We start from the raw sequence: 13322 nt of genomic DNA on the forward strand, positions 1-13322 counted from the left end.
CAGATTCTCGTTGAAGATATAATGTCCATTAGGCCGAGGCTTGGTTGTTGTTCATAAGTTTGTGAATAATAAAACCGATGAATGCGCCGACAATGGCAGGTACAAGCCATCCTAAGTTTTGGTCATACAATGGCAATGCTTGAAGAATATTTTCATAGGAAGTGATTTCAACTTTCATTTGTTTTAAGCCATCATATAGGCTGACAAGGAAAGTAGGGATTAACGCTAAAATATAAACAATTTGTCCACCTTTAAAGAAATGATCCGCTAATGATAGTACCATCAATACCATTGCTATTGGATAAATGATTAACAGCACAGGCAGAGAGGCATTAATAATTGTTGAAAGTCCCACATTCGTAATGGCTGTACTAAAAATAGTAAATACGATTAAGAATGTTTTGTAAGATATTTTTGGGAATAACTTATGGAAAAATTGTGCGTTGGCAGTTAGTAAACCAACAGCTGTTGAAATACAAGCTAGTAAAATAGTCGCAGACAAAATAATACTTCCTAGACTTCCAAAAAGTACTTCAGCTGATTTTGCAATAATATCTCCACCATTAGCAGAAGTACCAATGGCAGTAATACTTGTATTACCGATATGACCAAGTGAGATATAAACAAAAGATAAACCAATGGCTGCAACAACACCAGCAAATATAGTTGTATTCACTTGCTTTTTTTTATCCTTCATTCCCATATCGCGTAATGCTTGTAAAATAACGATACCGAAAACAAGTGCGCTCAGAACATCCATTGTTAAGTAACCTTGGACAAATCCTTCAGCAAATGGGGAGCTAATATAGTTTCCTGCCGCTTCCCCTGGCTCTCCCATTGGAGAAATAAAGCTTTTGACTGCTAGCAATAAAATGACAAGAAGCAGGGCAGGGGTTAATATTTTTCCTACTCGATCGACAAGCTTCGAAGGGTTAATGGATAAATAAAGAATTAAGGCAAAAAACAAAATAGATGTAATGAAAAGCGGTGCCCAATGGTCCTTCATAACTTCTGGAAGAAAAGGGGCAATGCCAATTTCATAGGACACTGATCCAGTTCGTGGTACGGCAAAGAATGGTCCAATTGCTAAATATACAATAGAGGTAAAGAGTATACCAAAAGCGGGACTAACACGATTGGCGAGCAGTTGTAAATCGCCTCCTGCTTTGGCGACAGCTACGATAGCTAATAGTGGTAAACCGACACCTGTTATAAGGAAACCAATCATAGCTACTGTGATATTTTCACCTGCCTGCTGACCTAATAACGGTGGAAAAATAATATTCCCAGCACCCAAGAATAAGGCAAATAGTAGTAATCCTACTGCTAAATTTCCTTTGATGAAATGCATGATGTTTTTCATAAGTATAAAAACTCCTTTAAGATTGAAAAGCTAAAACTTTCTAAAAATTTTAAATACAGATGTGTATGTTATCATAGGAACCAAAATCTTGCAACGAATATATTATTGTAATATAGTCGGATTTCGTCGTTTTCTATAAGTTTGATAAAATGTTTGAAAAATAGTCAGTATTTCCGATTTTTCATACTATAATTATCTAGTATGATAGACACACAAGGAAATATTCTAGCACGAACGGAGGCACTTTGGTATGCAAAAAACAAAAAAATGGAGAATTCTTGTTTTAAGCACTTTAGCCACTTCATTTTTAACTCTACAAACTGCAGAGGCTGCAACATATACTGTACAAAAAGGCGATACATTATCTAAAATCGCCCAAAATCATCAAGTAACGATTGCAGATATTATGAAATGGAATAATCTCTCGAAAGATACGATTTATGTAGCTCAACAGCTTGACATTCAAAAGCAAGCAACGAGTGATAGTAAAAAGCCGTCAGTCCCATCAGCATCCACAAAGCCAACGACTACTTCTCATACGGTAGCGAAAGGTGATACATTATCGAAAATTGCTAAGCAATATAATGTGACAATTAAGGATATTATGAATTGGAATAAGCTTGAGAAAGACACAATCTACATTGGACAAGTGTTAAAAATATCTCCAGGCGCAGTCATTCCCGAGGGCGATTCGATACATAATAATGTGACATCAGATGCGGGTACACCATCAAATGTAACATCAAATGATCCTACAACTAATGGACAAGCTATTTATAAGAAAACAGTAGAAGTAGCGCATACATTGGTTGGTACACCATATCTATATGGAGGAAATACTCCGGTAGGCCTTGACTGCAGTGGCTTTATTTTCTATGCCTTTAATCAGGGCGGTTTAAAAATAGGCAGAGCAAGTAGTGAAGGGTATTTTAATGGCAATACAACATCTGTACAAAATCCAGTGCCTGGCGATTTAGTATTCTTCGAGAACACGTATAAAGAAGGCATTTCTCATATGGGAATTTATCTTGGTGATAATAAATTTGTCCATGCGGGTACGGATGGCGTAGAAATATCAGATGTTACGTATCCTTACTGGTCATCTAAACTAGTAGCCTATAAACGGTTTGATAGTGTGAAATAAAAAACAAGCGATTTCTGCTAAGGTGGAAATCGCTTGTTTAGTGAGAAATTGAAAAGCCCCCTCTTTTTAGAGAGAGGGGCTTCAGACTGTCGACAAAAGGAATCGAGAATTCACACTCGATTCCTTTTGTCTTTTTTTCTTCTATGAATATGTTTAAAAATGGTGATTTTCTACCCGTTTAAACATACTCTACAAGCATAAAAACTCTTTTAAGTTGCCTGCCACGTCCAAGTAGCCAGTTTCTTTAAATTCATGGCAGCAAAAGTAAGCATCGCCTGCATGGACAATTTTTTAAGACCTCTTAAGGTTGTCCATCGCATCCGCAAAGACACGCTCAATCGTTTCTTTGCGCTTTGCATAAATCTGTTTGATGTCATAGGCATGGCGTAAATGTTCAGCTTCCTCCACATACGACTCCCAAATATGACGTTGAATGAGTTTTTGATGATGCTTACTTTCTGTACATTGGGAAAGGCTTGGACACTTCGCACAAATCAAAGGATTCGATTTATATTGGCGATAACCTTCCTTCGTCGTTGTCGCATACTTCAATATCTGCCCTTGTGGGCAAAGATAACAATTATAGTGCTCGTCATATGTATACTCGTGCTTTCGGAAGAATCCATCTTTCGTTTTAGGACGTGTATACGGAAGAACAGGCAACATTTGATTCTCTAACAAAAAGTTCGTAATCGCTGGTGTTTTATAGGCTGCATCTGCCGCAACAGCTAATGGTTTTTGAACGTTTTGAATGACCCTTTCAACAAGTGGCTGCAATACATGGCTATCGTGTACATTTCCCGGAGTCACAATGGCACCTAAGACAAAGCCCTTTTCATCTGTCGCAGCATGAAAGGAATATGCAAACTGTTTTGTACGTTCATCCTTCACGTAATAGCCACTTTCAGGATCTGTCGTACTTTCCTTTATTTCTTTCCATTCTTCCTTTTCAAACTTCTCCGGGGGAAAGGGCTTTTTTCCGTGTTCTTCACGATCTATATTTAACTCTAATTGAAGTTTTTCTTCATAAGCCCGTGTTTCTTTTCGCACAACCTTTTTATCATACTTCCGTTTATTCGCACTCGCTTTCACATGCGTGGAATCGATAAATAAATGGTCTGCATGGAGGAGTCCTTGATGCATAATCTCTTTTAAAATACGATAGAATATCTGTTCAAATATATCGGTGTCTTGAAAGCGACGGACATAATTTTTACCGAAGGTAGAGAAGTGCGGGACTTCTGTATGGAAACCAAATCCTAGAAAAAAGCGATACGCCATATTCGTTTCAATTTCTTTGATCGTTTGACGCATGGATCGAATACCAAAAACGTACTGAATAAACGTCATTTTAAAGAGAACAACAGGATCAATATTAGGACGCCTATTAGCAGAGTAAAGGTTTTCTACTAATGGATAGATAAATGAAAAATCAATAGCAGCCTCTAGTTTTCGCACTAAATGATTGTTGGGAACTAATTGGTCTATTGTTAACATTTCTAATTGTTCACGTTCATTGATTTGATTCTTCGTCATCATGGTTGTTCACATCAGAAGTTTACTTTTTATCAACATATGAATAAGGAGTTCTTTATGTAGAAGTTGATTGGAACGAAGGGCGGCAACTCCTGCGGGAAAAGCGGGAAAGTCGAGATCCTGGACTGAGCGAAGCGAGGGAAGCAGCTCGACCCCGCCCGCGGAAAGCGTCCGCCCGTAGTGGAAATCAACGGCTTTACTTTATTTCATTGTAAAAGAAAAAAGACTGTAGGCAAACTCTCAAATTTTTTGAGTTTGTCTACAGTCTGAAGCCCCTCTTTTTTTAGAGAGAGGGGCTTTTTGTTATTGCGTTACACGTGCTGTCCAACGAGAAAGATCTGCGTCTTTTGCATCAACAAGATCTGCTGGGAAGATAAATGTCCATGGCTTTGTTGAGTTTGGTTGAACAGTTAATATTGGATCCATTTTAAAAGAACCCCTTGCAATTTGCTTACCTGTTGAATCAATAATTTCTAAAGGTAATTGCTCTAGATTGATCGCTTTATTGTGACCATTGCGGATAAAGATGGATACGTTTAGATTACCGTTGTCAGCTAATTTTGCCTGTAAGCCTGTAAAGTTTACCTCAGTTTCACCTAGCTCCGGTAATGTTTTAACGATTTTCTCAAGCTCTTCTTTTTGAGCTGCTGGTAATTGCTTTTCCCATGATGGATCTAGCTCTAATTGGTGACCACGAAGGGATACAAGGTTAAAGGCAATTTTCCAGCCATCTTCAGGAACTTCGTCTACTTTAATGGTAGATTTTTCGAATTCAAATACCCATGGACGAGCACTTTCTGCTGGAATTGTCCCTAATGCTTTAAAATCGAATTTTTTAGATGCAATAAGCTCTTCATCTTTATCTAAAATGAAAAGTTCAATTTCACCTAGCTCAATTGCTTGTGGTAAAGAAGAGCGGAAAAATGCACGAACGAGCCATTTTCCAGCACGAGCCTCTTCAATACTAATAGAAGATAGTGATAATTGATTCGGTTTCAATGGTTCTAACTCATTAGCAAGGAAGTTAAAGATGTATTTTTGCTCCTGAGGCACATCCCATTCTGGATGAAAGGACAGTTTTGTTACAACATCACGGTTATCACCTTTCTTTGTTGTAGCATTTCCTAGCAGGTCTTTAGAGTCAATCGTATTTTCTTGACCAACCTTGTCCGATTTTTTAAAAAATGAAAATAAACCCATTATTGTTCCTCCTGTTGTGCCTCAACTGTTTTCATGAAGCCTGTAATTTCTATTATAATAGAACGACGTAGTTCTTGGAAATTTTTACCGAATAACTCAAGTCCTTCTCGTTGGTAAATTCGCATTGGGTCTTCTTGTTGATAATGACGTAAGCCGATCCCTTCTTTTAAATGCGTCATTGCCTCTAAATGTCTTACCCAGCCACTATCGATATAGCTAAGCATAATTTGTGGCAGAACCTCTATGACTCTTTCATTTTCCGCAAATTTCTCCATATGATCGAGTAGCTCTTGTTCAGAAGGCTGAATATCAGCTAAAATTTGTTTTACTTTACCTACCTCGCGATCGATTGTAACCGGTGTGATAAATAGGGAGTTAAGCGCATGCTCCATTCGATCATAATCCCATTCCATTGTGGATACATCCTCCGGTGCAGCGTCTAGCACAGCGAAATCAATTGTTTCATGGAGCATTTTTTTCAGCTCGCCCATTAAGTCTCCACCAGCTAAAATTTTGTCTCGTAGTCCGTAAAGTACAGTACGTTGATCATTAATAACATCGTCTAACTTTAAGTTATACTCACGCATGCCATATTGAGATCCTTCGACTATGCGCTGTGTACGGTCTATTAGCTCCTGAACCTCTTTATTTTGAATAATGCCTTGTTCATCAACGACCATTTTGGCAGAGAATTTTTCAACTTCTTCTTTTGCGTAGCGTCGGAACATATCATCTTCAATAGAGAGAATGAAGCAGCTTTCGCCTATGTCACCTTGACGACCAGAACGGCCACGAAGCTGATTATCTACACGGCGACTTTCATGCTTTTCGGTACCAATGACATATAAACCACCAAGTTCGTGAACATCGTCGCCTAGCACGATATCCGTACCTCGGCCCGCCATATTTGTCGCTACAGTAATACGACCTTTTTGACCTGCCTGTGAAATAAGCTCAACCTCTTGCTCAACGGTTTTGGCATTCAGTAATTGGAATGTTAATTTTTCTTTTTTCAGGTAGTCCGCCACTGTTTCAGACTGTAAGATGGATGTTGTACCAATTAAAATAGGCTGACCTTTATCGTGGCGCTTTTTAGTTTCAGCTGCCACATACTTATATTTTGCCTCTTGTGTGCTAAAAATAATATCAGGCTGATCGACACGTTGACGTGGACGATTTGTTGGAATTTGTATAACTTCCATGCCATATACTTCTCGAATTTCTTTTTCCTGTGTTTTCGCTGTACCCGTCATCCCAGAAAGCTTCGGATACATACGGAAATAGTTCTGAATTGTAATCTGTGCTTGTGATTTATTTTCATCCGTAATCGTGACGCCTTCTTTGGCTTCAATTGCTTGATGTAAACCGTCAGAAAGAGAACGACCTTCTAAAATACGGCCAGTAAACATATCGACAAGCTCGATTTTATCATCTTTGACAATGTAATCTACATCACGTTTAAACATGACATGAGCTCGTACCGCTTGGATGACATAATGGAAAAGTGTTTGATGTTCTAAATCATACAGATTTTCAACATTGAAAGCAGCCTCAATCTTTTCAATACCTTTATCTGTTAGGGAAGTAGCCTTTGTTTCATCATCGAAATCATAATCTTCATCTTTTTTGAAACGTTTAGCTAACATAGCAGCGATGCGATGTAATTCATCATTTGAAGGCATTTTACCAGCGATAATTAGTGGTGTTTTAGCTTCATCGATTAATACACTATCCACTTCATCAATAATGGCGAAATGATAAGGACGCTGTACTTTATCTGCTAAGCTATAGGACATATTGTCCCGTAAATAGTCGAAACCAAATTCAGTACCAACACCATATGTAATATCTGCATTATAGGCTTCTTTTTTCTCAGCAGCTTCCATCATCGGAATATTTAAACCAACAGTTAGGCCAAGGAAACGATGAATTTGACCAACAAGCTCAAAGTCACGTTTTGCTAGGTAATCATTGACAGTAATGACATGAACGCCTTTACCTTCTAATGCACGTACATAAGAGGGAAGAGATGCAACTAATGTTTTACCTTCTCCTGTAGGCATTTCAGCAATATTACCTTCTGTTAACACTAGACCACCGATAAGCTGCACATCAAAATGACGCATTCCTAATACACGCTTTGAGGCTTCGCGTACAACAGCAAATGCGTCTGGGATGATCGATGTAATAGGCTCACCTTGTTCTAATTGATTTTTGAAAATAAAAGTCATTTCTCGTAATTCAGCATCTGACTTATCAACATACTTTTCTTCAAGATTATTAATTTGATCTACTATTTTGTAGTAGCGTTTTAATTGACGAGCACTCGTTTGCTCTTTGTTACTTTTGAAAATTGAGAACATGAAATATACGCTCCTTTAATGTTGTCTAAATGCTAGACACACCATTATTCTATCAAATTTTACTTATGGTGACTACAATTGACTATATAGGAATCTATGAATGCTAAAATGTACAAAATATTTGTGAAATCGTGGAAAATGTTTAGAAAAAGTATATTTCAATGCTTGTTCGTGCTATAATCAATTTGGATTTCAATGTAGATTATTTTTTTGAGGAGGAGAGACATGATTTACGTGTCTTTAATAGCAGCATTCGTTGCATCCATTTTGTTAACTCCATTAGTGAAACGTTTAGCGTTTAGAATAGGTGCAGTGGATGCACCAAACTATCGAAAAGTACATGCTCGAATTATGCCAAGACTTGGTGGTTTGGCTATTTTCCTTGCATTTATAATTGGTGTAACGATTTTATATTCGTATTTAATTCATACTAAAAATGGCAATAGTGATTATTTAATAGCGATTATTATTGGTGCGTGTATTATCGTTGCAACAGGCGTTGTTGATGATATGCGAGAGATTTCTGCTAAAGCAAAATTGGTCGGTCAGCTAGGTGCTGCACTCATTATTGTTTTTGTAGGTGGCATTCAAATCGATATGGTAAACTTACCGTTTTTAGGAACATTAGATTTTGGTTTACTAAGTATTCCATTAACAATCATTTGGATTGTCGGGATAACAAATGCAGTAAATTTAATTGATGGCTTAGATGGTCTTGCGGCGGGTGTTTCCACGATAGCGCTGATTACATTAGCAGTCATGGCATTTATTATGAGTAATATGTTTGTTTTAGCGATAGCAGCCATTTTAGCTGTAGCTTCACTTGGCTTTTTATTTTATAACTTCCACCCAGCTAAAATCTTTATGGGTGATACAGGAGCACTATTCCTTGGGTTTATGATTTCTGTGCTAGCGCTACTTGGTTTTAAAAATGTTACGTTCGTTTCTTTAATCATCCCAATTATTATTCTTGGTGTACCGATTTCTGATACGTTCTTTGCGATTGTTCGTCGTGTTCGTATGAAGAAGAAATGGTCTGATCCAGATAAATCCCACTTACACCATCGTTTACTGGATATGGGCTTCACACATCGTCAAACGGTACTTCTTATTTACGGAATTGCCGTGATGTTTGGGCTAGCAGCTATTATTTTCTCAATGGCAAAAGTATGGGGAGCCATTTTACTTGTCGCTGTCATCCTAACAGCCATTGAAATATTTGTAGAAATTATCGGGCTTGCTGGTAAAAACTACAAACCATTGTTGAATTTTGTACGAAGCTTTAGTAAATAGAGCTTTGTTAAATACTAAAGACTAAAGACACACTCAAAAAAGTTGAGTTTGTCTTTAGTCTTTTTTTGATTTTCACTACGGCGGATTTAGGTCGAACTGCTTCACTCTTTTCGTTCAGCCTAGAATTTCGACTTTGAGCATGGCAGGAAGCTATGAGGACAATGGTTGAAGTTGATAGTTGATAAGGGAGTCATATAAATGAGACGAGAGAACTAAATCGTTGATTTGCAATGCATATGCTTATTATGGGGGTGAGTTGGTTGTTATCACTAACTGAGATGAGAGCTGTTTAAAGTAGCGCATTAAAGGGAAAAGAAGCAACATCTATAAATCTGCTCGTATGGTCATTATGGCGTATGGAAAAGTGAAGGAGAGATAAACTAAAAATGACCTTGATTGGAAGAAAAAAAGACCATAGACAAAATTTTGTCTATGGTCTGAAGGGTCTTATTGTTATACGAACTGATTATTCGACAACTGAATTTTCATCGCTAGCAGCACTATCAGTTCCTGTATTGCTGCTACCACTTGATGTTAGGCTTGATGATTCTTCATTTCGGCCAAGATGGTTTTTAAATATTTCCTTTGTTTCTTCCACAGAATCCTGATTTAGCTGGTAATAATAAATACCAGTAGACATATCATCTGTACCTTCCAAAGTTAAAGCATCGATACGTGGAGCGCCTTTTGATAAGTATGACAAGAAGGACTTCATTTCAGTAAATGTCATATCTGTTTTCATATTATCACCAAGTGCTTTAATCACATCATCATACTTTGTAATGGAACCAACAGATGCTACTTTTTTAATTATAGCTGAAAGAATTTCCTGTTGACGTTTACCACGTTCGATATCGCTATCTTGTTTACGTGTTCTTGCAAGAGCCAGTGCCTCACTACCATTTAAATGCTGTAGTCCTGGCTGTAAATTGATTGTAAACTTATCAAATTCGTCTAATTCGTGTAGGGCATACGGTACTTCTGCTTCAACACCGCCTAAAGCATCGACAACATCAATGAAAGCATTGAAGTTCATACGTACATAGTAGTCGATTGGGATATCGAATAATTGTTCTACTGTTTCAATCGTAGTAAGGGTTCCACCCATCGCGTGAGCATGAGTGATTTTATCTTTATAACCGACCTTAGGAATATAAACGTAAGAATCACGAGGGATACTTAACATTTTAATGGTATGTGTTTTATTATTTAACGTTGCTAAAATAAGGGCATCAGAACGTGAATGATCAGAACCTTGTCCACGATTATCACTATCATCGACTCCGACAAATAAAATAGAAACATTATCATGTACCGGTTCTACTTTTTCCTCACGGAGCTTAGAAACTTCCCGACCTTCTAATACTTCATGGGCTGAGTTTGCCGCATGCTCTACCTGTTTTGTAAGGTAAACACCATAAGCAGTAACACAAATCACTAAGCTAGCAACTAGGAGTAGTGTAACTTTTATAATTAAGGAAGCTTTAGAAGATCTCTTTTTGAACTTATTAATAGATCTTTTTTTCATATTGGATATATTCTCCTCTTATTATTGGGAATAATAATGCGATAAAGCTAAATTTTATTCAATTACTAAAGAAGTAAACGTGTGGTCCATAAAAATAGCCTAACAAAAAAATTATACTATGCATATTTAGTTTCGACAATTAAAACTATTTATTTGACAATAAATTCTATAAATTGAGCATCTTCGAATGTGATGGATGCTTGTCCATTCGTGATTTCTGTCATCCAGCTTCGGAATTGTTCCTCTTCTTCTTTTAGCACAGAGACGATGATTTCGACACCCTCTAAATAACGGATGTCCTCTAACGAATAGGACGAACCTCTTACTTCGTTTTCGACTTTCCCAAGCCATGTGTAATCAATGGCAACCTTCATGAAATGATGAAGCTTGCGTTCAACTACTTGCGCGGCAATAAGACCTTCTGTTGTTGCTTTTCCGTATGCACGTATAAGACCGCCACCGCCAAGTTTAATGCCTCCAAAATAGCGAGTCACAACGACGACCGTATCTTTTAGGCCTTGCTTTTTTAAGACCTCTAACATAGGGACGCCAGCCGTACCGCTAGGTTCCCCGTCATCATTCGCTTTTTGAATGTTATCATGTTCGCCGATTATATAGGCTGAGCAATTATGTGTTGCGTTGTGATGCATTTTTTTTATACGATCTATAAAAGAAATTGCATCCTCTTCCGTTTCTGCACGTTCTATATAAGTGAGAAAGCGGGATTTAGAAATAACAATTTCGCTTTCACCATATCCTTTTACTGTTAAATAGTTTTCTCTCATCCGTATCAATCTCCTTTTAACTAGAGTTCTATTCTATAATTTTCGTAAAGAAAAAGCATTAAATTTTAGCATGGTAATGCTATAATAGGTGTAGACTATGGAATATAAGAATTTGGTCTATTAAAATAGTAAGTAATCATAAGACATTAGACTGGGGAGTATAGTATGTTTTCAAATGATACCTTCGATTTAAAGTCGCTTGATGACATTTTTAATCGAATGTTAGATACAATCATGAGCTCGAAGGATGATATCTTTATTATAAGCGAACAAAGCCGTAGAAGCTTTGAAGATATGCAAAAAGAGCTAGAAATTGTTCGAAAACAAATATCAATTGTAATTGATGAAGGCGATGCATTGGAAAAAAGTACGCAGCTTGCTAAACAAAGACTTGTCTTAGTAAGTAAAGCTTTTGATAATTATACCGAAGAACAAGTTAGAGAAGCATATGAAACTGCACATGATTTTCAAGTAAAGCTCTCCGTTATTAGAACGCAAGAAAAACAGCTACGCGATAAAAGAGATGATCTAGAGAGAAGATTAAGAGGATTACTCGATACGATTGAACGTGCTGATCATATTGTCAATCAGGTAAATGTCGTTTTGAATTACTTAACTTCAGATTTAAAAAATGTTGGTTTAGCGCTTGAACAAGCAAAAATGAAGCAAGATTTTGGGATACGTATTATTGCAGCTCAAGAAGAGGAGCGTAAGCGTTTGTCCAGAGAGATTCATGATGGACCTGCTCAAATGCTTGCAAATGTACTAATGCGCACTGATTTAATAGATAGAACGTATCGTGAAAAAGGCATAGAAAATGCATTAGCAGAAATTGCTGATTTAAAGAAAACGGTGCGAAACGCATTATCTGAGGTGCGACGTATTATTTATGATCTACGACCAATGGCACTTGATGATTTGGGAATTATTCCGACATTAAAGAAGTATTTATCAACAGTCACTGAATATAATCCAGGTGTCGACATTCATTTCCAATCGAGAAGTACAGAAAAACGTATACCTTCCAATTACGAAGTATCCATTTTCCGACTAGTGCAAGAGTGCGTAACAAATGCCATGAAGCATGGAAAATGTAAAGACATTTGGGTAAAGCTTGAGTGGTTAAAAAATGCTGTTAATATCGTTGTGAAAGATGATGGTATAGGCTTTGACCAACAAGTAGTGAAAGATCATTCCTTTGGGATTTTAGGAATGAAAGAACGAATTGAAATTTTAAATGGTACAATTACTATTACTAGTGAGATCAACCGAGGTACAACGGTGTTATTTAAAATTCCGTTAGAAGTAAAGTAACTGTTGCAGAAATTTAGGGGGTAAAGACAAATGACAAAGATTATTATTGTAGACGATCACCAGCTATTCCGCGAAGGAGTAAAACGTATTTTAGATTTTGAAGATACGTTTGACGTAGTAGCAGAAGGTGACGATGGTACTGATGTGGTGACGTTATACGCTGAAAACGAACCAGATGTAGTACTGATGGATATTAACATGCCAGGGAAAAATGGCGTAGAAGCAACATCGGAGTTAATTAATGAATTTCCAGATGCGAAGGTCATTATGCTTTCCATCCATGATGATGAAACATATGTGACACATGCATTAAAATCAGGCGCTCTTGGCTATATGCTAAAAGAAATGGATGCAGATGAAATCGTGGAGGCTATTAAAGTTGTTGCAAACGGTGGATCTTACTTACATCCAAAAGTAACAAAAAATTTAGTGGCAGAGTTCAAGAGACTTTCAGAACACGAAAATAAAGGTAACTTCCACCAAACGGAAATTCGCCGTCCATTCCATTTATTAACGAAACGTGAATGTGAAGTATTACAGCTATTAACAGATGGTCAATCAAACCGTACAATTGGTGAGACACTGTTTATCTCAGAAAAAACAGTTAAAAACCATGTATCAAGCATCTTACAAAAAATGAATGTGAATGACCGTACACAAGCCGTTGTAACAGCCATTAAAAATGGTTGGGTTGAAGTACGATAATTGTTAAAACTGTTTTTAAAAGCTACTTTGTATAGAAGTAGTTTTTAAAACAGTTTTTTATTGTTTTTTAGTAACTATTTGAATGGCCTGT

At 37.1% G+C, this 13322-nt stretch carries 9 protein-coding genes and 1 pseudogene; 4 read left to right on the top strand and 6 right to left on the bottom strand.

The window, feature by feature from the left end; translation table 11 throughout:
• Positions 1–28: 28 nt before the first annotated feature.
• Entirely contained in the window at positions 29–1363 is a 1335-nt protein-coding gene (gene brnQ, locus MKY80_RS02980) for a branched-chain amino acid transport system II carrier protein (protein ID WP_089986780.1), read from the bottom strand.
• A 250-nt stretch (positions 1364–1613) separates the two neighbouring features.
• On the opposite strand from brnQ, the gene MKY80_RS02985 reads away from it, so the two are divergent.
• Positions 1614–2507, top strand: a complete 894-nt coding sequence (locus tag MKY80_RS02985; protein ID WP_090003135.1) for a C40 family peptidase — start codon at positions 1614–1616, stop codon at positions 2505–2507.
• A gap of 209 nt (positions 2508–2716) precedes the next feature.
• Here MKY80_RS02985 and MKY80_RS02990 read toward each other — a convergent pair.
• From MKY80_RS02990 to secA2, 3 genes and pseudogenes are all read right to left on the bottom strand, one after another.
• Positions 2717–4046: pseudogene (locus MKY80_RS02990) on the bottom strand (IS1182 family transposase).
• A 300-nt stretch (positions 4047–4346) separates the two neighbouring features.
• Entirely contained in the window at positions 4347–5243 is an 897-nt protein-coding gene (locus MKY80_RS02995; RefSeq protein ID WP_096363538.1) for an accessory Sec system S-layer assembly protein, read from the bottom strand.
• Positions 5243–7606: an accessory Sec system translocase SecA2 gene (secA2, locus tag MKY80_RS03000; protein WP_036147114.1), complete on the bottom strand. Its 2364-nt coding sequence runs from the start codon at positions 7604–7606 to the stop codon at positions 5243–5245. The genes MKY80_RS02995 and secA2 overlap by 1 nt, the downstream gene beginning before the upstream one ends.
• Positions 7607–7831: 225 nt before the next feature.
• Here secA2 and MKY80_RS03005 point away from each other — a divergent pair, with 225 nt between their 5' ends.
• Positions 7832–8899, top strand: coding sequence for an MraY family glycosyltransferase (locus tag MKY80_RS03005; protein ID WP_239354184.1), 1068 nt, complete (start codon positions 7832–7834; stop codon positions 8897–8899).
• A gap of 466 nt (positions 8900–9365) precedes the next feature.
• Here MKY80_RS03005 and MKY80_RS03010 read toward each other — a convergent pair whose 3' ends face one another.
• Together MKY80_RS03010 and MKY80_RS03015 are read right to left on the bottom strand one after the other, a co-directional pair.
• The gene (locus MKY80_RS03010) at positions 9366–10427 is read right to left on the bottom strand and encodes an LCP family protein (RefSeq protein ID WP_008178879.1); all 1062 of its coding nucleotides are present in this window, start codon (positions 10425–10427) and stop codon (positions 9366–9368) included.
• Positions 10428–10576: 149 nt separating this feature from the next.
• A complete protein-coding gene (locus tag MKY80_RS03015; RefSeq protein WP_069480059.1) occupies positions 10577–11212 on the bottom strand; it encodes a YigZ family protein in 636 nt (211 codons plus the stop codon).
• Between the two features lie 165 nt (positions 11213–11377).
• Here MKY80_RS03015 and MKY80_RS03020 point away from each other — a divergent pair, with 165 nt between their 5' ends.
• A complete protein-coding gene (locus tag MKY80_RS03020) occupies positions 11378–12526 on the top strand; it encodes a sensor histidine kinase (RefSeq protein ID WP_008178877.1) in 1149 nt (382 codons plus the stop codon).
• A 30-nt stretch (positions 12527–12556) separates the two neighbouring features.
• Positions 12557–13231: a response regulator transcription factor gene (locus tag MKY80_RS03025; RefSeq protein WP_008178876.1), complete on the top strand. Its 675-nt coding sequence runs from the start codon at positions 12557–12559 to the stop codon at positions 13229–13231.
• Positions 13232–13322 lie beyond the last annotated feature (91 nt).

Origin of the sequence: Lysinibacillus sp. FSL R5-0849 (genome assembly GCF_038595075.1) — a bacterium.
GTDB lineage: Bacteria > Bacillota > Bacilli > Bacillales_A > Planococcaceae > Lysinibacillus > Lysinibacillus fusiformis.

Bases quoted from the DNA above. Each gene is read 5' to 3' on its own strand.
- brnQ (WP_089986780.1), bottom strand. From the start codon at position 1,363: ATGAAAAACATCATGCATTTCATCAAAGGAAATTTAGCAGTAGGATTA.
- MKY80_RS02995 (WP_096363538.1), bottom strand. From the start codon at position 5,243: ATGGGTTTATTTTCATTTTTTAAAAAATCGGACAAGGTTGGTCAAGAA.
- MKY80_RS03020 (WP_008178877.1), top strand. From the start codon at position 11,378: ATGTTTTCAAATGATACCTTCGATTTAAAGTCGCTTGATGACATTTTT.
- MKY80_RS03010 (WP_008178879.1), bottom strand. From the start codon at position 10,427: ATGAAAAAAAGATCTATTAATAAGTTCAAAAAGAGATCTTCTAAAGCT.
- MKY80_RS03005 (WP_239354184.1), top strand. From the start codon at position 7,832: ATGATTTACGTGTCTTTAATAGCAGCATTCGTTGCATCCATTTTGTTA.
- secA2 (WP_036147114.1), bottom strand. From the start codon at position 7,606: ATGTTCTCAATTTTCAAAAGTAACAAAGAGCAAACGAGTGCTCGTCAA.
- MKY80_RS02985 (WP_090003135.1), top strand. From the start codon at position 1,614: ATGCAAAAAACAAAAAAATGGAGAATTCTTGTTTTAAGCACTTTAGCC.
- MKY80_RS03025 (WP_008178876.1), top strand. From the start codon at position 12,557: ATGACAAAGATTATTATTGTAGACGATCACCAGCTATTCCGCGAAGGA.
- MKY80_RS03015 (WP_069480059.1), bottom strand. From the start codon at position 11,212: ATGAGAGAAAACTATTTAACAGTAAAAGGATATGGTGAAAGCGAAATT.